This is a genomic window from Stenotrophomonas sp. STM01 (genome assembly GCF_014852135.1).
Lineage (GTDB): Bacteria > Pseudomonadota > Gammaproteobacteria > Xanthomonadales > Xanthomonadaceae > Stenotrophomonas > Stenotrophomonas capsici.
On the sequence record NZ_JACVBA010000001.1, the window covers coordinates 249,896 to 271,157 of the forward strand.

Here is a 21,262-nt window from a genome sequence, read left to right on the forward strand (position 1 = left end):
ATGTTCGCCATCAATCGCGTGCGGAAAAGGGATCAGCCCCGCGGCGTACGGCGCGGGGCCCTTTCGAGCTGCTGGACGCGGCCTTCGATTTGATCCAGCCGTTGGTTTGCCTGCTGCGCGGACTGATTGGCCGATTCGGCACTCTGCGCAGCGCCCTGCACCTTCGCATCAAGTTGGTCCAGGCGCGAGTTGATCCCTGCAAACTCCTCTTTGTAGGTTGCACAGGACGCAAGACTCCCGGCTACGAGAATCGCCACACCAAGCCTGCGTGCCATCACCAGCTGTTGTTTGGTCAGAAACATTCCACTCCCTCCTTCGTCTGGGGAGTCTGGAATATAGCGGCGTTTTTTGCGCAGCCCGCAACCTGCTTTCAGCTGACGTTGGCGTACATCGATGCGTCGTGAAAGTGCGTGAATCGGCAGCGTTCCTGCTTGAAACCCTCATTCATCACGATAGATCGCTGCCGTTGAACGCGTATCGTCCGTCTGAAGGTGACTCGCGCATCCACCGAAAGTGAACCGGGCGCATGAATATTGATGCCGCTGTGCATCGACTGGCCCTCGTGACTTCGTCGATTCATCCCCATTCATCACAACGGACCGCCACGCCTTGCGCGTGAGCGCCGTCGGCAGCACCGATGGTGTTGCCCCGCACAATGCCCCCTGCGGACGTTCGCAACGTCCGAGGTGAACCCGCCTTGGGGGAATGAACCGCCACGTCTAGTAGAACTGGCACGCCCAGCGCCAATCGCCGGACGGAGTGCGGAAGAAGTAGCCACGGCCGTTGTCGGCCCACATCCAGCCGACCTTCTCTTCCGAAGCGACCTGGAACACGTAATCCTGCAGACCTACGCCATGCTGGATTTCCGTGGGATAGCCACCGAACTTGGTGCCCCCGTACCGCGAGAAGGCGTTGAAGAAGGCGTTGCTCGCCGCTTCGTCGTCATTCACCGGCCCCAGGTCGACCAACTCCCACGCATCTTCCCAGCCCGGCGCGTCATCGTCGACGCGATTCCAGGCAATGGGAAAAGGACGGAACGGCCCGGTATCGGCCTGGAGGGGGACCAGCCCCTCCAGGCGGGTGTACTCGCGGATGAGCCAGCCCTCCCCGTGCGGACGGTCAAACGGGTACTCGTGCCGATTCAGGAACAGCACCAGAAGTGCGATGCCCGCAAGCGCCTCGGGGACCACCGGGAGCTCGGATACCCGTACCTGCAGGAGGGGGAACATCGGCTCGCCCTGCCATTGCGGAACCGTCTCGCCGGGCAGGCCGACCGCCCGGCAGAACCAGGAGGTGGTCGGATCTTCCGGGGGCCTGAAGCCGCCGACCCGTGCGACTGCCGCAGGACGGAGCCTGGACCGAAGGTCTTTGAGAACGTGTGCTGCGTGGGGCGTCATGGGCACGGCCAACCGTGTTGATCTGGCCCCGGGAGGCCGGTGATGTGACGAGCCTCTGGCGCACCCGGAGTGCGCCTGCTCACGTGATGGGGCCTGATCCCAGGGACGCCTCCTGGCCTGGCCAACAAGCCCGTGCACGCATCCATCGAGTGGCCCCGTTCCGGCGTCAGGACTGGCGCACCGTCACGGGTTCACCGGCCCGGCAACCCTGCGACCGGCGCTTTCGCGCCCTCGCCCACTGTTTGCCGCACCGACGGCAGGTAACGACGGCTGCAGGGCACTACCTGCCCGTCGTCCATCTGCAGTTCCGCTTCGCCGCCGTCGAGTGATCTGATCGACACCAGGTGCTTGATCTGCACCATCCAGCTGCGGTGCACCCGGATGAAGCGTCCGCCGGCCAGGCGCTCCTCCAGGCCGGCCATGGTGATGCGCAGCGGATAGTCATGCCCCTTCACCCGCAGGTTGACGTAGTTGCCGGCGGCCTGTGCCCACTCGATGTCCTCGGTGGCGATCAGGAAGTCGCGGCCGAGCTTGCGTACCAGCAGCCGTTCCGGCCGCTCGATGGGCTCCACCGGTGGACCTTCGTCCGGCTCGGCCAGCAGTTGTGCCTCGCCCTGCAGCCGGCGCAGCAGGAAGCGATAGCCTTCGATGAAACCGACGATCACCACCAGCGTGCGGATGTCCTTGAGGTATTCATAGAGCAGTTCCTGGCCCCAGCTGTGGACCCGGTACTGCTCGCCCATCAGCCGGTAGACCAGCATGCGCAGGCCGAACATCGCCAGCACGTGCAGCAGCGACGCCGGCACGCTGGCCAACAGGTACCCCGGCAATCGTTGCCGCCAGTTGTCCCGATGCAGCGGGAAGCGCGAGGTCAACCAGACGATGGCCGGCACCAGCACGAACAGCCAGACCACGCCGCTGGAAAACTCCCAGACCCACGGTTCCCACGCCGCCATCGGCGGCCGGCCAGAGCGATTGGCATCCATCCATGTCGTGATCGCATTGCCGCTGCAGTTGAGCAGGACCACCAGCAACCAGAACACCACTTCCACCCGGCGTCGCCATGGACGGAAGCGGGTGAAGGCATCGAGAGCAGGTCGTTGTTCCATCCGCGCATTCTAGGGGAGCTGGCGCGACACGCTGCCGCGGCTCGTCCCCTCGTTGCCACCACCCGTCCCAAATCCCCTTCCATCAATCACTTGGCCTGCGCCGACGGACGCAGGCAGTGCTCTGATACACGCCACTTCCAACGGGACTGGACCATGCAACGCCGCCACGATCTGGATTGGCTCAGGGTAATCGCCTTTGGACTGCTGGTGCTCTACCACGTGGGCATGTACTACGTGAGCTGGGGGTGGCACGTCAAAAGTCCGTTCGCCAATGAAGGCCCCGAGCCGTTCATGCTGCTGAGCAGTCCCTGGCGCATGTCGCTGCTGTTCCTGATCTCTGGTGTGGCCACCGCCTACATGCTGCGCGGCCCGGCCAGCGGGTTCTTCCGCCGCCGCTCGCGCCAACTGCTGCTGCCCCTGCTGTTCGGGATGCTGGTGATCGTTCCACCGCAGGCCTATCTACAAGTGGTCGAACAGCTGCCAGGCGGCTACGGCGAGTCGTACCTGGCCTTCTACGGCAAGTACCTGAGCGGGTACCACGGGTTCTGCGGGACCGACGGGGACTGCCTGCGGCTGCCCACCTGGAACCACCTGTGGTTCCTGCCCTATCTGTGGAGCTATACGGTGCTGGCGTGGCTGGCGTGGCGACTGCTGCCGGCGACGGCGCTGCAGCGCCTGCGTGCGGCGCTGGGCCGGGCAATGTCGGGGTGGGGGGCGCTGTTGCTGCCGGTTGCCGTGCTCGCGGCGGCCCGCCTGCTGATGGTCGAGCGCTTCGAGCAGACCCACGCGCTGATCGATGACTGGTACAGCCACGCACAGTACTTCAGCGTGTTCCTGATCGGATTCCTGGCCGCGTTCGACAGCCGCTTCTGGGAAGCGCTGCAGCGCCTGCGGTGGGTGTCGTTGCTGGTGGCCGCCGCCTGCTATGCCGCCTTCGTCCATGCGTGGTACTTCGCCGGATATGACGATGCGCACCCCATTCCCGAAGCGCTGCGACTGTGGTTGCGACTGGCCTGGGCGGCCGATCAATGGTGCGCGATCGCCGCCCTGCTCGGCTTCGCCTACCGTTGGCGCCATGCCGACAGCCGCGCCCTGCGCTACCTCACCATGGCGGTGTTCCCGGTCTACATCCTGCACCAGACCGTGATCGTGGTACTGGCCCATGCACTGAAGCCACTGAAGATTGCCCCCGCGCTTGAGGCCATGCTGCTGGTTGGAGCCACCTTCGCCCTGTGCTTCGCCGGCTATGCCTTGATACGCCGCGGCCGCATCCTGCGCCCGCTGTTCGGCCTGCACCCGCTCAATGGCAGCGCGGCATCAGCGGCGGCGGTACCCGACCGCCCGTAGAAGCCGAACGTCGCAGGAGCGGCCTTGGCGGCGAAGCTGAGACGCCTGCAGTAGCAAAGGCTCCGTATGACCGGAATTGCCCGGCTTCGCGCCTGAAGGCGTGCCTACGGGGACGGCGCTTCTGCCGGGGTGCAATGCTCGATGATCAACTGGATTGCCTGACCACCACGGTAGTCGTCACCGACCAACCGGTAGGCGATATGCACACGGCTACCGGGGTCAGCGCCCTTCCAGCCGCTGAAATGGATCGCACTGATCTTCGCGTTGCCCCCTGGCGCGCGCAGCACCAGCTTCAGGTGCCGCTCTTTCAGCACGCGCCACTCCAGCACGTCGAACGCGCCATCGAACAGCGGCTCGGCGAAACCCTGGCCCCACGGCCCGGCCAGACGCAACGCTTCGGCATGGGTGAAGTCCAGCTCCGATGCCGACAGCTCGCCGTCGCTGAGCAGCTGTTGCTGCAGGGCGGCGGGGTCAATCGTGGCCAGCACCTGCTGTTCGAACGCGGCCTTGAAGGCATCCAGCCGCTCGCGCGGCAGGCTCAGGCCAGCGGCCATCGCATGGCCGCCGAACTTCTCCATCAAGCCCGGATGAGTGGCGTTGATCGCCGCCAGTGCATCGCGGATATGGAAACCGGGAATCGAGCGCGCGGAGCCACGCAATGCTGCACTGCCCGGTTCGGACGGTGCGAATGCGATCACCGGCCGGTGCAGCCGATCCTTCATCTTCGAGGCCACCAGCCCAACCACGCCCGGATGCCATTCGGCATCGAACAGGCAGGCGGCAACCGGGCGTTGCCCGTCGTCGGCCAGCAGGGCGCGCGAGACGGCCAACTCGGCGTCGTCGGTCATCAGCTGCTGCACGGCGCGGCGTTCGGCGTTGATCTCTTCCAGCAACGCCGCGATCTCACGGGCCTGCGCCGGGTCTTCGGTCAACAGCAGCTCGATGCCCAGCGCCATGTCTTCCAGGCGCCCGGCCGCATTGAGGCGCGGCCCCAGTGCAAAACCGATGTCACTGCCGGTCAGTCGACGCGCATCGCGACCACTGGCCTCGATCAGCGCACGCAGGCCCACGCAGCCCTTGCCGGCGCGCAGCCGGCGCAGGCCCGCGCCCACCAGCGCACGGTTGTTCTCGTCCAGCGCGACCAGGTCGGCCACGGTGCCGACGGCGACCAGGTCCAGCAGCGTCAGCAGGTCCGGCTCGGGCTGCCCGGCAAAGGCCCCTTGCCCGCGCAGATGGCGACGCAACGCCATCAGCACGTAGAAGATCACCCCGACACCGGCCAGTGATTTGCTCGGGAACGCATCGCCATCCACGTTCGGATCGACGATGGCATCGGCCGGCGGCAGCTTCTCGCCCGGCAGATGGTGGTCGGTGACCAGCACCTGCCAGCCCAGCGCCTTGGCGGCGTTGACGCCGGCATGGCAGGCAATGCCATGGTCCACCGTGACCAGCAGATCCGGCTGCAACGCGGCCAGCTCCTCGACCAACGACGGTGACAGGCCGTAGCCATGCACCATGCGGTTGGGCACGGCGTGCACCACGTCGCACGCACCCAGCAGGCGCAGGCCACGCACGCCCACCGCACACGCGGTGGCGCCATCGCAATCGAAATCACCGACGACCAGGATGCGCTTGTTGCCGGCGATCGCCGCGGCCAGCAGTTCCACTGCCGCCTGCATCCCGCCCAGCAACTCCGGTGCGTGCAGCTGGCCCAGCTTCGGCTGCGCCTGCTCCGCCGAACGGGCACCACGCGCCGCGTAGATCCGCTGCAGCAGGGGCAGCGTCTGTGCATCCCATTGCCCGGCGTCGAGCACGTCGCGCCGGACGATCTTCACGGCATCACTCATCGGCCAACGTCGCCACCGGCTTCTTCCAGAAGCGCCACCGTTGCCCGCGATGGATGCGGTAATGCGTGCCGTCCTCGAAATCCAGGCGCAGCTCCTGCAGCTCACCGCGGTTGATCGCCTCCAGCAACGGCGTGATCGCATCACGCGTGAGCTGCTCCAGCGAACGCAACTGGCGCAGGTCGACCAACGCATCGACGGTCTGTTCCCCGCCCACGCGCACGCCGGCCATCTTGGCCAGGCCCTGCAACAGCGCGTCGCGGCTGCGCACCTGCGCATGCGCGGTCTGTACCGACGCCGGCAGCCGGCCGGCACCCCAGAACCACAATGAGTTCACCGCGCGCTTGCCCTGCGCGATGCGCTGCTCATTCCAGGAATGCTGGTGCAGCACCACCTGCGCTTCGGTCAGCAGGGCCCGCCATTGGCGGCCGGCCTCGCCCTCGGGCAGGTGCAGGAACAGGTCATCGCCCAGCGCGACGTCCGGGTCGACGAAGTCCGGCAGCGGCGTGTCCTCGGGCAGGCGCAGGTACCAGCGCGACGGCGTGGGGGCGTCCAGCTGGAAGCCGAACCCGGCGAACAACGGCTGCAGCGCGGGCAACAGTATGTCCGCATCGGGCTGCTCCAGGCGCAGCGTCTCGGCCGATGCCATCAGCCGTGCGCCCTGCATGTCCGGCGCCACGTTGGCCGGGTCGGCGCGCAGCCACAACGCACCGGCGGCATCGCCGGCATCGGCGTGGCGGCTCAATGCCGCCGCCGACCAGGTGTCGGCGGCGATGTCGAAATGCCGGCGCAGCTGCGCCGACTCTCCTGCATCGGCGAGCCCATGTTCGGCCCGCCCGAGCGCGGCGGCCACCGGTGCCGGCAATGCGCCGGCCGGGAAACGGCTGCGCGCAGGCAGCAGCAGCGTGGCCTTGGCCATCGTCAGTCGAGGTACTCGACGCTGACGATCTCGTACTCGCGCTGGCCGGCCGGCGCATCGATGGCGATGCTGTCGCCTTCGTTCTTGCCGATCAGCGCACGCGCCACCGGCGAGGAAATGGCGATCAGGCCCAGCTTGATATCCGCTTCCAGGTCACCCACGATCTGGTAACGCTTTTCCTCGTCGGACTCCACGTCGGCCAGCGTCACCGTGGCACCGAACACCACCTTGCTGCCGGCGTTGAGCTTGGTGATGTCGATGATCTCGGCATGCGACAGCTCGCCCTCCAGCTGCTTGATGCGGCCTTCGATGAAGCCCTGCTCCTCGCGCGCGGCGTGGTACTCGGCGTTCTCCTTCAGGTCACCGTGCTCGCGCGCCTCGGCGATGGCCGCAATGACCTTCGGGCGCTTGTCCGACTTCAGGTGATCCAGTTCCTCGCGCAGGCGCTGTGCGCCTTTCAGGGTAATCGGGGCTCTCATGCATTCAACTCCTTGTGCAGTTCCTGCAGCGACCAGACCGGGCCGGTGCCGCGGAATTCCAACGATTGCACCAATGCCTTGGCACCTGCAACCGTCGTCGAATAGGTGATGCGGTTCTGCAGCGCCTCGCGACGGATCGAGAACGAGTCGTTGATCGCGGCACGGCCTTCGGTCGTGTTGACGATGTAGACGATCTCGCCGTTCTTGATGCTGTCCACGATGTGCGGACGACCTTCCACCACCTTGTTGACCACCTCGCAGGTGTAGCCCTGCTGCTGCAGCCACGCCGCGGTGCCACGGGTGGCAACCAGCGAGTAGCCACGCTCGACCAGGCCCTGCACCGCCGGCATCACGCGCTGCTTGTCGGCATCGCGCACCGAGATGAAGGCCTTGCCCAGCGGCGGGGTCTTGATGCCACCGGCTTCCTGCGCACGCGCGAAGGCGGCGCTGAAGCTGCGGCCCACGCCCATCACTTCGCCGGTGGAACGCATCTCCGGCCCGAGGATCGGATCCACGCCCTGGAACTTGGCGAACGGGAAGATGGCTTCCTTCACCGAGTAGTAGTCCGGCACCACTTCCTCGGTCGCGCCCTGCTCGGCCAGCGTCTTGCCGGCCATGCAGCGGGCGGCGATCTTGGCCAGCGCCATGCCGGTGGCCTTGGACACGAACGGCACGGTGCGCGAGGCACGCGGGTTCACTTCCAGCAGGAACACCACGTCGTTGCCGTCGGCGTCGGTCTGGATCGCGAACTGGGTGTTCATCAGGCCGACCACCTTCAGCGCCTTGGCCAGCTCGGTGACCTGGCGACGCAGTTCGGCCTGGGTCTGGGCCGACAGCGAGTACGGCGGCAGCGAGCAGGACGAGTCACCGGAGTGCACGCCGGCTTCCTCGATGTGCTCCATCACGCCGCCGATCAGGACGTTGCCGTCCTTGTCGCAGATGATGTCCACGTCGGCCTCGACGGCCGCGTCCAGGAAGTGGTCCAGCAGCACCGGCGAGTCGTTGGAGACCTTGACCGCGTCGCGCATGTAGCGCGCCAGGTCGGATTCGCCGTACACGATTTCCATCGCGCGGCCGCCCAGCACGTAGCTCGGGCGCACCACCAGCGGGAAGCCGATCTCGCGGGCCAGCGCCAGCGCCTCGTCGGCGGTGCGCGCGGTGCGGTTCGGCGGCTGCTTCAGGCCCAGGTCCTGGACCAGCTTCTGGAAGCGCTCGCGGTCCTCGGCCAGGTCGATGGAGTCCGGCGAAGTACCGATCACCGGCACGCCGTTGGCTTCCAGCGCTCGTGCCAGCTTCAGCGGGGTCTGGCCGCCGTACTGCACGATCACGCCCTTGGGCTGCTCCAGTTCGACGATCTCCAGCACGTCTTCCAGCGTCAGCGGCTCGAAGTACAGGCGGTCGGAGGTGTCGTAGTCGGTGGAGACGGTTTCCGGGTTGCAGTTGACCATGATGGTTTCATAGCCGTCCTCGCGCAGGGCGAGCGCGGCGTGCACGCAGCAGTAGTCGAACTCGATGCCCTGGCCGATGCGGTTCGGGCCACCGCCCAGGATCATGATCTTGTCGCGGTTGGTCGGCGCGGCCTCGCACTCGTCCTCGTAGGTCGAGTACAGGTAGGCGGTGCTGGTGGCGAACTCGGCCGCGCACGAGTCCACGCGCTTGTACACCGGGCGCACCTTGTGCGCGCGGCGCAGTGCACGGATGGCGGCTTCGTTGGTGCCGGTCAGCTGGGCCAGGCGGGCGTCGGAGAAGCCGGCACGCTTGAGCACGCGCAGGCGCGCGGCGTCGAGCGCGTCGATGCCCTCGGCCTGCACCTGCTTCTCGTCGGCGATGATTTCCTCGATCTGGTCCAGGAACCACGGATCGATGTGCGACAAGCCGTAGACGTCCTCCACGCTCATGCCGGTGCGCAGTGCATCACCGACGTAGAACAGGCGCTCCGGTCCCGGGGCCTTGAGCTCGCGCTTGAGCGTTGCGATGTCGTCTTCGCTGGCCAGGTCCAGGCCGGTCGGGTCCAGCCCGATCTTGCCGGTTTCCAGGCCACGCAGCGCCTTCTGCAGCGACTCCTTGAAGGTGCGGCCCATCGCCATCACCTCGCCCACCGACTTCATCTGGGTGGTCAGGCGCGCGTCGGCCGCCGGGAACTTCTCGAAGGCAAAACGCGGGATCTTGGTGACCACGTAGTCGATGGACGGTTCGAACGAGGCCGGGGTCAGGCCACCGGTGATCTCGTTCTTCAGTTCGTCCAGCGTGTAGCCCACGGCAAGCTTGGCGGCGACCTTGGCGATCGGGAATCCGGTGGCCTTGGAAGCCAGCGCCGAGGAACGCGACACGCGCGGGTTCATCTCGATCACGACCACGCGGCCGGTGGTCGGGCTGATGCCGAACTGCACGTTCGAGCCGCCGGTGTCCACGCCGATCTTGCGCAGCACGGCGATGGAGGCATCGCGCAGGCGCTGGTATTCCTTGTCGGTCAGGGTCTGCGCCGGGGCCACGGTGATCGAGTCACCGGTGTGCACGCCCATCGGGTCCAGGTTCTCGATCGAGCAGACGATGATGCAGTTGTCCGCGGTGTCGCGGACCACTTCCATCTCGAACTCCTTCCAGCCCAGCACCGATTCTTCCACCAGCACTTCGGTGGTCGGCGACAGCTCCAGGCCGCGGTTGACGATCTCGATCAGCTCTTCGCGGTTGTAGGCGATGCCGCCGCCGCTGCCACCCAGGGTGAAGGACGGGCGGATGATGGTCGGGTAGCCGACGCGGGTCTGGATCTCCAGCGCCTCTTCCAGCGTGTGGGCGACGGCGGCCTTCGGGCACTCCAGGCCGATCTCCTGCATGGCCACGCGGAACAGCTCGCGGTCCTCGGCCATGCGGATGGCATCGCGCTTGGCGCCGATCAGCTCGACGTTGTACTTCTCCAGCACGCCGTGGTCGGCCAGGTCCAGCGCGCAGTTCAGCGCGGTCTGGCCGCCCATGGTCGGCAACAGCGCGTCCGGGCGCTCCTTCTCGATGATCTTCTCGACGGTCTGCCAGTTGATCGGCTCGATGTAGACGGCGTCGGCCATCTCCGGGTCGGTCATGATCGTGGCCGGGTTCGAGTTGACCAGCACCACGCGGTAACCCTCGTCACGCAGCGCCTTGCAGGCCTGTGCGCCGGAGTAGTCGAACTCGCAAGCCTGGCCGATGACGATCGGGCCGGCGCCGATGATGAGGATGGTCTTGAGGTCGGAACGCTTTGGCATTGTCTTCTCTAAGTCAGTACAGCGTGTCTGGGGGAAGTGATCGCACGCTGTCGATCAGGAAATCTGTTCCGGGTCCAGCGCGATCTTGCACTCGCGCTGCAGGGCATCGACGATCCGCTGGCTGAAGTCAGCGGGCGGCTCGTTGTCGTTGAAGGCCTGCATGAAACGCTGGAAGGCCGGCTTGCCCATGAAATCGGCAATCTTGCGCTTGGTGGCCTCGTCCACGCCCGGGTCGGCCGGTTCCTTGCCGGCGGCGGCCGCGGCGGCGGTGGCGCGGAACGTCCGCGCCATGTCGGTGCCGGCCGGCGTGGCCAGGAACTGCTTCCACTCGGCCACCAGCTGCGCACCGTCGTCGCCGAAGGCGTCGGCGATGCCCTGCTGGAACTGTTCGCCCATCAGCCGGGACACCTGGGTGGAGGCGCAGGCCATGCCGGCCGCATCCTGGTCCTGCATGCCCGGCAGCTGTGCCAGCAACGGGCCGATGGCACTGCCTGCGAGGTTGCTCATGCCCAGCGCCTGCATGATCTCGCCCACGTCCTTGCGCTCAGCAGGTGCCGCCACCGCGGAGGTGGCCAGCAGCAGGCCGGCGATCAGCGCGATGGCGCGCATCAGGCCTTGGCCTCTTCCATCAGGGTGATGAAGCGGTCGAACAGCGGCGCCACGTCGTGCGGGCCCGGCGAGGCTTCCGGGTGGCCCTGGAAGGAGAACGCCGGCGCATCGGTCAGGGCGATGCCCTGGATGGTCTGGTCGAACAGCGAGCGGTGGGTGACCCGCACGTTGGCCGGCAGCACGCTCTCATCGATGGCGAAGCCGTGGTTCTGCGAGGTGATCATCACCCGGCCGCTGTCGATGTCCTGCACCGGGTGATTGGCACCGTGGTGGCCGTGGCCCATCTTCATGGTCTTGGCACCGGAGGCCAGGCCCAGCAGCTGGTGGCCCAGGCAGATGCCGAAGGTCGGCACCTTCGCGGCGACGAACGTCTTGATCGCGGCGATGGCGTAGTCGCACGGTTCCGGGTCGCCCGGGCCGTTGGACAGGAACACGCCATCGGGATTCATCGCCAGCACCTCGGCGGCCGGGGTCTGCGCCGGCACCACGGTGAGCTCGCAGCCGCGCTCGGCCAGCATGCGCAGGATGTTGGTCTTCACGCCGAAGTCGTACGCCACCACCTTGAACTTCGGCGCGGCGCGCACGAACTCATTGCGGTCCAGGTCCAGCTGGCCGTCGGCCCAGCCATAGGGCTTGTCGGTGCTGACCACCTTGGCCAGGTCCATGCCCTTCAGGCCCGGGAACTTGCGGGCGGCTTCCAGCGCCTTCTCCACATCGATGTCGCCGGCCATCAGCGCTCCGTTCTGGGCGCCGCGCTCGCGCAGGATGCGGGTCAACTTGCGGGTATCGATGCCGGCGATGGCCACCACGCCGCGCTGGATCAGCCAGTCCTGCAGCGACACCTGGTTGCGCCAGCTGCTCGGGCGGCGCGGCACGTCGCGGACGATCAGGCCGGCGGCCCACACCTTGCTGGCCTCGTCGTCCTGGTCGTTCATACCGGTGTTGCCGATATGCGGATACGTCAGGGTGATCATCTGCCGGGCGTAGGACGGATCGGTCAGCATCTCCTGATAACCGGTCATGGCGGTGTTGAACACCACCTCACCCACGGACAGGCCGGGCGCGCCTACGGATTCGCCCTCGAATACGGTGCCGTCTTCGAGCACGAGGATTGCGGCTTGGGTCACGGGAATCTCACTTTGGCTACCGGGGGACTCCGAAGCCACGCCTGCGTCGCCGGCAAAAACCGGTTGCAAAAAAGCGCGGACGGCGGTCTGTAACCGGTCCGGCTGACGTGTTTCGGCGAGCGGGAATTGTAAGGCCAAGGGGGCGCCAGCGCCAGCGCCCCGTGATGCCATTCCCAAGGGTTTCAGCCGTAACAGAAAGCCAACGAACGCACGTACTGCGGCGTATTCAGCTTGCCCCCCCCGCCCCGCCGGCTCAGCCCAGCAGGTCGCGGACCCGGTACCGGCCGGCCGCGCGGCCGGCCAGCTGCCGGGCGGCATGCAGCGCGCCACGGGCGAAGATGTCGCGGTTGGTGGCCCGGTGCACCAGCTCCACCCGCTCGCCGAGCCCGGTGAACTGGACGAAATGCTCGCCGATGATGTCCCCGGCGCGCAGGCTGGTGTAGCGCGGCTCGGCCCCGCCCTGCACGGCCGACTCGCCCAGCGTCAGCGCGGTGCCGGACGGAGCGTCCTTCTTGTGCACGTGGTGCGACTCGACGATGTCGCAGTCCCAGCCGGGCAGCGCCTGCGCGGCCCGCTCGACCAGCTCGGCCAGCACTGCCACGCCCAGGCTGAAGTTGGTTGCCCATACCAGCGCGATGCGCCCTGCCGCGCTGTTCAGCGCTGCCTGCTGCGCGTCGCTGATGCCGGTGGTGCCGGACACCAGGCCGACGCCACGTTCGGCGCACAACGCCAGTACCGGGTCAAAGCCTTCCGGCAGGCTGAAGTCGATGGCCACGTCGAACGCCGGCACGCCGGCCAGCTCACTGGCCGCGAAGTACGGGATGCCCTCGACCACGCGCTGGGTCGGCGGCTTGCGCACCACGGCGGCGACAACCTGCAGGGATGCATCCTCGGCAGCCAGACGCAGCAGGGCCTGGCCCATGCGCCCGGAGGCGCCGTGTATCAACAGACGGATCGGAGTGTTGTTCATGGCGGGGAAACTAACGCCTGCGACCGACCTGCGACAAGCCGCACGCCTGCATCAATGATTCGCACCGGCGTGCACCACCGCCACGCTGCGCGTCACCAGCACCTTCCAGCGGTTGCGTTCGATCGTGTCGCGCCCACGGCTGACCATCCGCATGCCGGGGATCTCCAGCACCGAGGACAACTCGACCTTGGCCGTGCTGCCGTCCTCGGAGAGCGTGATGCTCTTGATGGTCTGCTGGTGGCGCAGCGGGATGCGCCCCAGCTGCGCCTGCAACTGGCGCATCATGTCCATCGTCCGGGCCAGCTCGGCGCAGTATTCCTTCTTGCCGAGCGAACGCTCGGACTGCGCGTTCTCGGTCTTCATGACCACTGACTGCTGGTAGTCCTCGGCCAGCAGTTCGCACAGCGCTTTGTCGTCTGCGATTGCCATGGCCTCGTCGGCGCGCTCGTAGAACGCCCGCACCTGCCTTTCACTGAGCGAATTACCGCCCCACTGGTAAATCCCCACCACCGCCGCGATCACCACGGCCAGCGATACCAGAAACTTCATCCAAGCCCCCTTGGTCTGCATCCTGCAAGACCGCTGATTGTATAGCGCCTGCTACCCTGCGCGCACTTCGAACCAACGGTCTGCAACACCCATGAACATCTCCGAGCAACGGGTCCTGATCACCGGCGCCGGCCGCGGCCTGGGGGCCGCGCTGGCGCGCGCGTTCGCGGCCGAAGGGGCAAGCGTCGTCCTCAACTATTGCCACAGCCAGGCCGCCGCCGGGGCACTGGCCGGGGAGCTGGGCCCACGCGCGCTGGCCCTGCGCGCCGATGTCCGCGATCGCGCCCAGGTGGATGCCATGGTCGCCACCGCCGCCGCCCATTTCGGCCAGCCCATCGATGTCGTGGTCAACAACGCGCTGGTCGATTTCGCGTTCAATGGTGATGCCCGTGCCAAGGCGGACACGATCCGCTGGCAGGATTTCCACCGCCAGTTCGAAGGCAGCGTGCAGGGCGCGCTGAACACCGCGCAGGCCACCCTGCCCGGCATGCGGGCACGGGGCTTCGGACGCATCATCAACGTCGGCACCAACCTGTTCCAGAACCCGGTCGTGCCCTATCACGACTACACCGCCGCCAAGGCCGCCCTGCTCTCGCTGACCCGCACCCTGGCAGGCGACCTCGGGCCGGACGGCATCACCGTCAACATGGTGTCCGGCGGCCTGCTGCGCACCACCGACGCCAGCGCGGCCACCCCAGAGGCGGTGTTCGACTACATCGCCGCGAACACCCCGCTGCGCGAGGTGACCACGCCGGAACAGTTCGCCGACGCCGCGCTGTTCTTCGCCTCACCGTGGGCACGCGCGGTGACCGGGCAGAACCTGGTCGTCGATGGCGGATTGGTCCGCGATTGACCTGGAACCACGAACGCCGGGCAGGCCCGGCGTTCGGTTCAATGCTGCTTGGGCGCCTTGGTGTCGCAGCTGCTGCAACCACCGCAGGCACCGCCGCCATTGGCGGGCGGGGGCGCAAGCCGCCGCCCCCACTCCTGCAGCCGCTGCGAACGCGCCGGCTTCACCAGCCACAGCGCCAGTGCACCGCGCAGGCGCCGCACCACACCGGGGAACTGCTTCTTCAGCACGACCCAGGCGCTGACCAGCACGGCCAGCGCGATGATCAGGTACTGCAGCAGCATGCCCTTGTCCATCAGCCTGCCCCCAGCGCCTTGGCCACCTGGTAGGTCACCAGCGCGGCCAGGTACGCCGCCGCGAACAGGTACACCGTGGCAAACGCCATCTGCTTCCAGGAATTGGTCTCGCGGCGGATGGTGGCCAGCGTCGAGATGCACATCGGCGCGTAGATGAACCACACCATCAGCGACAGGCCGGTCGCCAGCGTCCAGCCGTCGCTGATCACCGGGGTCAGCGCCTGGATGGCGGCATCGTCATCGGCCGCGGACAGCGCATAGATGGTGGCCAGCGAGGACACCGCCACTTCGCGCGCGCCCATGCCCGGGATCAGCGCGATGCAGATCTGCCAGTTGAAGCCCAGCGGCGCGAAGATCACCGCCATCGCATGGCCGATCTGGCCGGCGAAGCTGTAGTCGATGGCCGGCATGGTCGCGTTCTCCGGCGCGCCGGGGAAGGACAGCAGGAACCACAGCAGGATGGTCAGCGCCAGGATGATGCCGCCCACGCGCTTGAGGAAGATCATCGCGCGCTCGTACAGGCCCACCGCCAGGTCACGCGGGTTGGGCAGACGGTAGGACGGCAGCTCCAGCATCAGCGGGTGCTCGCTCTTGTCGCGGCGGAACTTCTTCATCGTCCAGGACATCATCAGCGCACTGAGGATGCCCGCCACGTACAGGGCAAACAGCACCAGCCCCTGCTGGTTGAACACGCCCCACACCGTCTTGGCCGGGATGAACGCGCCGATCAGCAGCGCATACACCGGCAGGCGCGCCGAACAGGTCATCAACGGCGCGACCAGGATGGTGGCCAGGCGGTCACGCGGGTCCTGGATCGAGCGGGTCGACATGATGCCCGGCACCGCGCAGGCGAAGCTGGACAGCAACGGGATGAACGAGCGCCCGGACAGGCCGGCCGACGCCATCATCCGGTCCAGCAGGAAGGCAGCGCGCGGCAGGTAGCCGGACTCCTCCAGCGCCAGGATGAAGAAGAACAGGATCAGGATCTGCGGCAGGAACACGATCACTCCGCCCACGCCGGCGATGATGCCGTCCACCAGCAGGCTGCTCAGCGGCCCTTCCGGCAGATTGGCCGCGGCGAACTCACCCAGCCAGCCGAAGCCGGCCTCGATGCCGTCCATCAGCGGGGTCGCCCAGGCGTACACCGCCTGGAAGATCAGGAACATCACCACCGCCAGCGTCAGCAGCCCGTACACCGGGTGCAGCAGCCAGCGGTCGAGCGTGTCGTCGACCTTGCCGGTGCGGCTGGGCATGCGCACCGCCGCTTCCAGGATGGCGCGCACCTGGGCGTGGTGCTCGCCGGCTTCCACTGGTTGCTGCAGGGGCTGCGAAGCCAGCTGCGGCACCAGCCCGTCGATGCGCTCGACCAGGGCCTTGGCCCCGTTGCGCTGCACCGCGACGGTTTCCACCACCGGCACGCCCAGTGCCTTTTCCAGCGCCGGCACGTCGATCTCGATGCCGCGACGGCGCGCCGCATCCACCATGTTCAGGGCCACGATCATCGGCTTGCCCAGCTCACGCACCTCCAGCGCGAAGCGCAGGTGCAGGCGCAGGTTGGTCGCGTCGATCACGCAGATCAGCGCGTCCGGCGCGGCCTCGCCGGGGTAGAAACCACGGCACAGGTCACGGGTGATCGCCTCGTCCAGGCTGGCCGGATGCAGGCTGTAGGCGCCGGGCAGGTCCAGCACCGCGTACTCGCGGCCGGACGGGCCGCGCATGCGGCCTTCCTTGCGTTCGACGGTGACGCCGGTGTAATTGGCCACCTTCTGGCGGCTACCGGTCAGCTGGTTGAACAAGGCGGTCTTGCCGCTGTTCGGGTTGCCGACCAGCGCCAGCCGTGCCACTGCCCCACTCATGCCGATACTCCTTCAGTACGCACGCGCACCCGGGCCGCTTCGCTGCGGCGCAGGGCAAAACGGGTGAAACCCACCTGGAACAGCAGCGGCTCGCCGCCGACCGGGCCCCGCGCCACCAGGCGCACCTCCTCGCCGTTCACGAAGCCCAGCTCACGCAGGCGGCGCGCAATGGCGTCATTGGGATGCAGGTCCTGTACGTCTTCAACCTTGGCGGAGGCATGCAGCGGCAACTCGGACAACGTCACTGAATGGGCCCTTCTAAGGAGTTGATAAGAATGGTTATCAATTCTAGCATCGCCGCGTCGCGTCATGGCGTCCCAGTCCTGCACCGCTATGATTCGCGCACTTACCGTTCAACTCAGGCTTTCCCGATGAGCGATGCATTGCTCGTACACCGCCAGGGCGCCGTCGCGACCCTGCAACTGAACCGCCCGGAACTGCACAACGCATTCGACGCCGCGCTGATCCAGACCCTGACCACCGCATTGGAAGCCGTCGGCAATGACCCGACGGTGCGCACCGTGGTCCTTTCGGGGGCCGGCGCCTCCTTCTCGGCCGGCGCCAACCTGCAATGGATGCGCGCGATGGCCAGCGCCAGCCAGGACGAGAACCGCCAGGACTCGCTGGCCCTGGCCCGGCTGATGCGCACCCTGGACGAGCTGCCCAAGCCGACCATCGCCCGCGTCCACGGTGCCGCGTTCGGTGGTGGCGTCGGCCTGGTGGCCTGCTGTGACATCGCCATCGCTGCCGAAGGTGCCCGTTTCGGCCTGACCGAAAGCCGCCTGGGGCTGCTGCCGGCGGTGATCTCGCCCTATGTGATCGCGGCCATCGGCCCGCGCCAGGCGCGCCGCTGGTTCGCCACCGGCGAGCACTTCGATGCGGCCACCGCCGCGCAGATCGGCCTGGTCCACCAGGTGGTCGCGGCCGAGGCCCTGGACGCGGCCGTGGACGCCCAGCTGTCGCTGCTGGCCAAGGCCGGCCCGGTCGCCGCGGCCTCGGCCAAGGTCCTGGTCCGTGAAGTAGCCGCCGCCGGCGGTGACCGCGATGCCCTGGACCGTGCCAACGCCGGCCTGATCGCCGCGCTGCGCGCCTCCGATGAAGGCCGCGAAGGCCTGACCGCCTTCCTCGAGAAGCGCCCGCCCGCCTGGGCCTCCCCGTGACCGCAGGTATCGCAACGCCATGAACGATTTCGTCCGCATCGTGGAAGTAGGCCCGCGCGATGGCCTGCAGAATGAAAAGCAGCAGGTCGCCACCGCCGACAAGATCGCGCTGATCGACCGGCTCTCGGCCACCGGCCTGCGCAGCATCGAGGCCACCAGCTTCGTCAGCCCCAAATGGGTGCCGCAGCTGGCTGACGCCGCCGAGGTGTTTGCCGGCATCCAGCGCCGCCCCGGCGTGAACTACCCGGTACTGGTACCCAACGAACAAGGCTACGAGCGCGCGCTGGCGGTCGGGGTCCAGGAAGTGGCGGTGTTCACCGCCGCCTCCGAGCAATTCAACCTGAAGAACACCAATGCCGGCATCGACGAATCGCTGCGTCGCTTCGAGCCGGTGCTGGCCCGCGCCAAGGCCGATGGCATCAAGGTCCGCGGCTATGTCTCCACCGTGCTCGGCTGCCCCTACCAGGGCGAGGTGCCGCTGGCCGACGTGGTGCGCGTGGCGCGCAGCCTGCATGCGATGGGCTGCTACGAGATCTCGCTGGGCGACACCATCGGCGTGGGCACCCCGCTGAAGGCGCGGGCGATGCTGCAGGCGGTTGCCGCCGAACTGCCGGTCGACGCCCTGGCCATCCATTTTCACGACACCTATGGGCAGGCGCTGGCTAATATCGCCACATGCTTGGACGTGGGGGTCCGGGTGGTGGATTCGGCGGTCGCGGGCACCGGGGGGTGCCCCTATGCGCGTGGCGCCAGTGGTAATGTCGCCAGCGAGGACGTCGTCTACATGTTGCACGGTATGGGGATGAGCACCGGCGTCGATCTGCCGGCGCTTGCCGCCACGGGGAACTGGCTCGCCGAACGGCTGGGCCGGCAGACAGGCAGCAAGACAGGAAAGGCTTTGACAGTGTCATGACCGGAACCGGCCAGCGCATAGTCCACGCGGAGGGGGAACACCCCGCCGCCCACGTCGATGCGCTCGCCGGGCTGGACCAGGCCCTGCACCAGCCGCTGCCGCTTGCCCTGCAACAGGTACTGGTCGCCGCCCGCGCCGCACTCAGCGAGGCAATGACCGAGCGGCACGCCGCCCAGCGCCGCTACGAGGCGCTGTTCGATGCAGTGCCTGACCCGGTCAGCATCCTCAGCGCCACCGGAGTCGTACTGGACCTCAACAAGGCCGGCATCGAGGCCTACGGCCGGACCCGCGAGGAAATCGTCGGCCAGCCCATCGAACTGCTCAACCCCGACCTGCCCGCCGACCACCTGGAGCCGGTCTGGGAAACCCTCCACCGCGGCGAGACCTACGTGGTGGAAGTCACCAACATGCGCGGCGACGGCAGCCGCTTCCCGGTGGAAGTGCATTCGGCGGTGTTCGAGCATGACGGCCAGCAGTGCATCGTCGCCGTCGCCCGCGACCTGAGCCGGCGCTGGCAGGCCGAAACGCGCTACCGCCTGCTGCTGGAGTCCATCGACAAGGGAGTGATGCTGTTCGACCGCAGCTTCAACATCCTCTCGGCCAACCCCGCCGCGCACCGCATCCTGCAACTGACCAACCACCTGCCGGCCCGCGCACCGGTGGATGCCGATGAGTGGATCACCGTCGACGAGCGCGGCCGCCGCCTGGGCATGGAGCAATGGCCGGTCGCACGCGCGTTCCGCGACGGACGCATCATCCCCAGCACCATCGTCGGCCTGTACCACCGGCCGCACGGCCGCATGATCTGGATCTCGATGACCACCGTGCCGGTGTTCTCGTCCAACTGCGACCTGCCCGACCATGTGTTCTCGCTGTTCAGCGACATCACCGAACTCAAGCGCGACCATGCCTTGTTCGATCGCGCCCAGGCCCTGGCCCACATCGGCGGCTGGGAATGGGACCGCGGCCAGAAGCGCCTGTACCTGACCGGCGAAGCCCAGCGCATCCTCGGCCAGGCCCAGCCGCCGGAGGACCTGGATACCCTGCTCGGCTGCCTGAACCTGGGGTCGCGCCAGTTGCTGCGCGAGGCCATGGACCGGGTGGTCGAGCAGCGTGCCGGCTTCGAGCTGGAGCTGCAGGGGCAGCGCGCGAACGGGCACAGCTTCTGGATCCGCATGATCGGCGAGGTCGAGCCCGGCGACCTGGCCTCCAGCCGCATCGCCGGCACCCTGCAGGACATCACCGAATCCAAGCAGGCCGAGGAAACGCTCAAGAACCAGGCCCGCACCGATCCACTGACCGGCATCATGAACCGCGATGCCGCGCTCACCGACCTGGAAGCGCGCCTGAGCAACCCCTCCCACGCCGGCGTGGCGGTGCTGTACATCGACCTGGACCGCTTCAAGACCGTCAACGACGTGCTGGGCCACAATGCCGGGGACCAGTTGCTGATCGAGGCGACCCGCCGCATCAGCCAGGCCATCGGCACCGAGGGCCTGCTGGCCCGCTTCGGTGGCGACGAATTCGTGGTCACCTGCGATGCCCGCGACCAGCCACAGCGCCCCGAGCAACTGGCCCAGGCCATCACCGACGCCTTCGTGCCGCCCTTCCAGTTCGGCAAGGATGAGTTCGCGGTCACCACCAGCATCGGCATCGCCCGCGCGCCGCAGCATGGGCAACGCCCGCAGCAGCTGATCCAGAACGCGGACCTGGCCATGTATGAGTGCAAGCGCCGCGACCGCAATGGCTGGCAGGCGTTCTCGCCGGAGCTGGCCCGGCGCCAGCGCGACCGCCTGCAGATCGAACGGCGCCTGCGCAAGGCCTTGGAACGCGACGAGTTCCGGCTGGTGTACCAGCCACAGGTGGACCTGCGCAGCGGCGAACTGGTCGCCTGCGAAGCGCTGATCCGCTGGCACGACCGGCAACTGGGCGAGCTGCGCCCGGATATCTTCATCAGCCATGCCGAGAACACCGGCGACATCGTCCGGATCGGCGACTGGGTGTTGCACCAGGCCTGCCAGCAGATCCGCGAATGGCGCGACCAGGGGCTGGGGTTGGTGCGGGTGGCGATCAACGTCTCCTACCGCCAGTTCAGCGGCGACCGGCTGGCGCACCAGGTCCAGTCCGCACTGCAGGCGTTCGACCTGCCCGGCAGCGCGCTGGAGCTGGAGTTCACCGAACGGGTCCTGATCGAGGACGCCCCGGCCACCCTGCGCACCTTCGCCGAGCTGCGCGGGATGGGGGTGATCCTGACCATCGACGACTTCGGCGAGGGCTACAGCGCCCTGAACTACCTGCGCAACCTGCCCATCCATGGCCTCAAGCTCAGCCAGCTGTTCATCGGTGGGGTGCCACGCAACCGTTCCGACGTGGCGGTCTGCGAGGCGGTCTGCGGCATTGCCCGCAGCCTGGGCCTGGGCCTGGTGGCCGAGGGCATCGAGTCCGAGGCCCAGCGCCAGTTCCTGCTGGAGCTGGGCGTGCCGGTCGGCCAGGGCTTCCTGTTCTCCCCGGGGCTGTCCCCCGGGGAACTGGCCCTGCGCCTGCGCTGAAGCGGCGAGCCGGCCTGCCCCTCTGGGCGGAGCAGGCGCATCCGCTAGA

At 67.6% G+C, this 21,262-nt stretch carries 19 protein-coding genes; 5 read left to right on the plus strand and 14 right to left on the minus strand.

The genetic code is table 11. From position 1 onward, the window contains the following. Positions 1-32 precede the first annotated feature (32 nt). From IB227_RS01070 to IB227_RS01080, 3 genes are all read right to left on the minus strand, one after another. The gene (locus IB227_RS01070; RefSeq protein WP_132863125.1) at positions 33-302 is read right to left on the minus strand and encodes a hypothetical protein; all 270 of its coding nucleotides are present in this window, start codon (positions 300-302) and stop codon (positions 33-35) included. Between the two features lie 417 nt (positions 303-719). Continuing rightward, on the minus strand, positions 720-1,397 hold the full coding sequence (locus IB227_RS01075) for a DUF1963 domain-containing protein (protein ID WP_192285920.1): 678 nt from the start codon (positions 1,395-1,397) through the stop codon (positions 720-722). A 191-nt stretch (positions 1,398-1,588) separates the two neighbouring features. Next, entirely contained in the window at positions 1,589-2,506 is a 918-nt protein-coding gene (locus tag IB227_RS01080; protein ID WP_192285922.1) for a LytTR family DNA-binding domain-containing protein, read from the minus strand. Between the two features lie 153 nt (positions 2,507-2,659). On the opposite strand from IB227_RS01080, the gene IB227_RS01085 reads away from it, so the two are divergent. Then, positions 2,660-3,853 (plus strand): acyltransferase, encoded by a 1,194-nt coding sequence (locus tag IB227_RS01085; RefSeq protein ID WP_192285924.1) that lies wholly within the window; start codon positions 2,660-2,662, stop codon positions 3,851-3,853. A 104-nt stretch (positions 3,854-3,957) separates the two neighbouring features. Here IB227_RS01085 and recJ read toward each other — a convergent pair whose 3' ends face one another. The 8 genes from recJ to IB227_RS01125 all read right to left on the minus strand — a co-directional run bounded on the left by recJ (position 3,958) and on the right by IB227_RS01125 (position 13,589). Beyond that, a complete protein-coding gene (gene recJ / locus IB227_RS01090) occupies positions 3,958-5,700 on the minus strand; it encodes a single-stranded-DNA-specific exonuclease RecJ (RefSeq protein WP_192285926.1) in 1,743 nt (580 codons plus the stop codon). Continuing rightward, positions 5,693-6,616, minus strand: a complete 924-nt coding sequence (locus tag IB227_RS01095; RefSeq protein WP_132863120.1) for a phosphoglycerate mutase — start codon at positions 6,614-6,616, stop codon at positions 5,693-5,695. Before IB227_RS01095 ends, recJ begins: the two co-directional genes overlap by 8 nt. Before the next feature lie 2 nt (positions 6,617-6,618). Continuing rightward, complete coding sequence (gene greA / locus IB227_RS01100; RefSeq protein WP_192287234.1) at positions 6,619-7,083, minus strand: transcription elongation factor GreA; 465 nt, start codon at positions 7,081-7,083, stop codon at positions 6,619-6,621. An 8-nt stretch (positions 7,084-7,091) separates the two neighbouring features. Continuing rightward, positions 7,092-10,334: a carbamoyl-phosphate synthase large subunit gene (carB, locus tag IB227_RS01105; RefSeq protein ID WP_192285933.1), complete on the minus strand. Its 3,243-nt coding sequence runs from the start codon at positions 10,332-10,334 to the stop codon at positions 7,092-7,094. 54 nt (positions 10,335-10,388) lie between these two features. Continuing rightward, positions 10,389-10,943, minus strand: coding sequence for a hypothetical protein (locus tag IB227_RS01110; RefSeq protein ID WP_192285935.1), 555 nt, complete (start codon positions 10,941-10,943; stop codon positions 10,389-10,391). After that, positions 10,943-12,070, minus strand: coding sequence for a glutamine-hydrolyzing carbamoyl-phosphate synthase small subunit (gene carA / locus IB227_RS01115; RefSeq protein WP_192285943.1), 1,128 nt, complete (start codon positions 12,068-12,070; stop codon positions 10,943-10,945). Before carA ends, IB227_RS01110 begins: the two co-directional genes overlap by 1 nt. Before the next feature lie 253 nt (positions 12,071-12,323). Then, the gene (gene dapB, locus IB227_RS01120; RefSeq protein ID WP_192285945.1) at positions 12,324-13,040 is read right to left on the minus strand and encodes a 4-hydroxy-tetrahydrodipicolinate reductase; all 717 of its coding nucleotides are present in this window, start codon (positions 13,038-13,040) and stop codon (positions 12,324-12,326) included. Positions 13,041-13,091: 51 nt separating this feature from the next. After that, positions 13,092-13,589: a hypothetical protein gene (locus tag IB227_RS01125; protein ID WP_132863114.1), complete on the minus strand. Its 498-nt coding sequence runs from the start codon at positions 13,587-13,589 to the stop codon at positions 13,092-13,094. 91 nt (positions 13,590-13,680) lie between these two features. Here IB227_RS01125 and IB227_RS01130 point away from each other — a divergent pair, with 91 nt between their 5' ends. After that, positions 13,681-14,442 carry a 3-oxoacyl-ACP reductase gene (locus tag IB227_RS01130; protein ID WP_192285948.1) on the plus strand — a complete coding sequence of 254 codons (762 nt, stop codon included), beginning with the start codon at positions 13,681-13,683 and terminating at the stop codon, positions 14,440-14,442. Positions 14,443-14,480: 38 nt separating this feature from the next. Here the strand turns inward: IB227_RS01130 and IB227_RS01135 are convergent, their stop codons facing one another. From IB227_RS01135 to IB227_RS01145, 3 genes are read right to left on the minus strand one after another with little or no spacing between them, the layout of a single operon-like run. Beyond that, entirely contained in the window at positions 14,481-14,735 is a 255-nt protein-coding gene (locus tag IB227_RS01135) for a DUF6587 family protein (protein ID WP_192285950.1), read from the minus strand. Then, entirely contained in the window at positions 14,735-16,591 is a 1,857-nt protein-coding gene (gene feoB / locus IB227_RS01140; RefSeq protein ID WP_192285952.1) for a ferrous iron transport protein B, read from the minus strand. The genes IB227_RS01135 and feoB overlap by 1 nt, the downstream gene beginning before the upstream one ends. Next, complete coding sequence (locus IB227_RS01145; RefSeq protein WP_132863111.1) at positions 16,588-16,836, minus strand: FeoA family protein; 249 nt, start codon at positions 16,834-16,836, stop codon at positions 16,588-16,590. Before IB227_RS01145 ends, feoB begins: the two co-directional genes overlap by 4 nt. A gap of 126 nt (positions 16,837-16,962) precedes the next feature. On the opposite strand from IB227_RS01145, the gene IB227_RS01150 reads away from it, so the two are divergent. From IB227_RS01150 to IB227_RS01160, 3 genes are read left to right on the plus strand one after another with little or no spacing between them, the layout of a single operon-like run. Beyond that, a complete protein-coding gene (locus IB227_RS01150; RefSeq protein ID WP_192285954.1) occupies positions 16,963-17,751 on the plus strand; it encodes an enoyl-CoA hydratase-related protein in 789 nt (262 codons plus the stop codon). A gap of 19 nt (positions 17,752-17,770) precedes the next feature. Further along, a complete protein-coding gene (locus IB227_RS01155; protein ID WP_132863109.1) occupies positions 17,771-18,664 on the plus strand; it encodes a hydroxymethylglutaryl-CoA lyase in 894 nt (297 codons plus the stop codon). Next, on the plus strand, positions 18,661-21,213 hold the full coding sequence (locus IB227_RS01160) for an EAL domain-containing protein (protein WP_192285957.1): 2,553 nt from the start codon (positions 18,661-18,663) through the stop codon (positions 21,211-21,213). The genes IB227_RS01155 and IB227_RS01160 overlap by 4 nt, the downstream gene beginning before the upstream one ends. The last annotated feature ends 49 nt before the right edge of the window (positions 21,214-21,262 follow it).

Bases quoted from the DNA above. Each gene is read 5' to 3' on its own strand.
- carB (WP_192285933.1), bottom strand. From the start codon at position 10,334: ATGCCAAAGCGTTCCGACCTCAAGACCATCCTCATCATCGGCGCCGGC.
- feoB (WP_192285952.1), bottom strand. From the start codon at position 16,591: ATGAGTGGGGCAGTGGCACGGCTGGCGCTGGTCGGCAACCCGAACAGC.
- IB227_RS01125 (WP_132863114.1), bottom strand. From the start codon at position 13,589: ATGAAGTTTCTGGTATCGCTGGCCGTGGTGATCGCGGCGGTGGTGGGG.
- IB227_RS01095 (WP_132863120.1), bottom strand. From the start codon at position 6,616: ATGGCCAAGGCCACGCTGCTGCTGCCTGCGCGCAGCCGTTTCCCGGCC.
- IB227_RS01070 (WP_132863125.1), bottom strand. From the start codon at position 302: ATGTTTCTGACCAAACAACAGCTGGTGATGGCACGCAGGCTTGGTGTG.
- IB227_RS01085 (WP_192285924.1), top strand. From the start codon at position 2,660: ATGCAACGCCGCCACGATCTGGATTGGCTCAGGGTAATCGCCTTTGGA.
- IB227_RS01135 (WP_192285950.1), bottom strand. From the start codon at position 14,735: ATGGACAAGGGCATGCTGCTGCAGTACCTGATCATCGCGCTGGCCGTG.
- IB227_RS01110 (WP_192285935.1), bottom strand. From the start codon at position 10,943: ATGCGCGCCATCGCGCTGATCGCCGGCCTGCTGCTGGCCACCTCCGCG.
- recJ (WP_192285926.1), bottom strand. From the start codon at position 5,700: ATGAGTGATGCCGTGAAGATCGTCCGGCGCGACGTGCTCGACGCCGGG.
- IB227_RS01130 (WP_192285948.1), top strand. From the start codon at position 13,681: ATGAACATCTCCGAGCAACGGGTCCTGATCACCGGCGCCGGCCGCGGC.
- IB227_RS01075 (WP_192285920.1), bottom strand. From the start codon at position 1,397: ATGACGCCCCACGCAGCACACGTTCTCAAAGACCTTCGGTCCAGGCTC.
- IB227_RS01150 (WP_192285954.1), top strand. From the start codon at position 16,963: ATGAGCGATGCATTGCTCGTACACCGCCAGGGCGCCGTCGCGACCCTG.
- IB227_RS01160 (WP_192285957.1), top strand. From the start codon at position 18,661: ATGACCGGAACCGGCCAGCGCATAGTCCACGCGGAGGGGGAACACCCC.
- IB227_RS01080 (WP_192285922.1), bottom strand. From the start codon at position 2,506: ATGGAACAACGACCTGCTCTCGATGCCTTCACCCGCTTCCGTCCATGG.
- IB227_RS01155 (WP_132863109.1), top strand. From the start codon at position 17,771: ATGAACGATTTCGTCCGCATCGTGGAAGTAGGCCCGCGCGATGGCCTG.
- dapB (WP_192285945.1), bottom strand. From the start codon at position 13,040: ATGAACAACACTCCGATCCGTCTGTTGATACACGGCGCCTCCGGGCGC.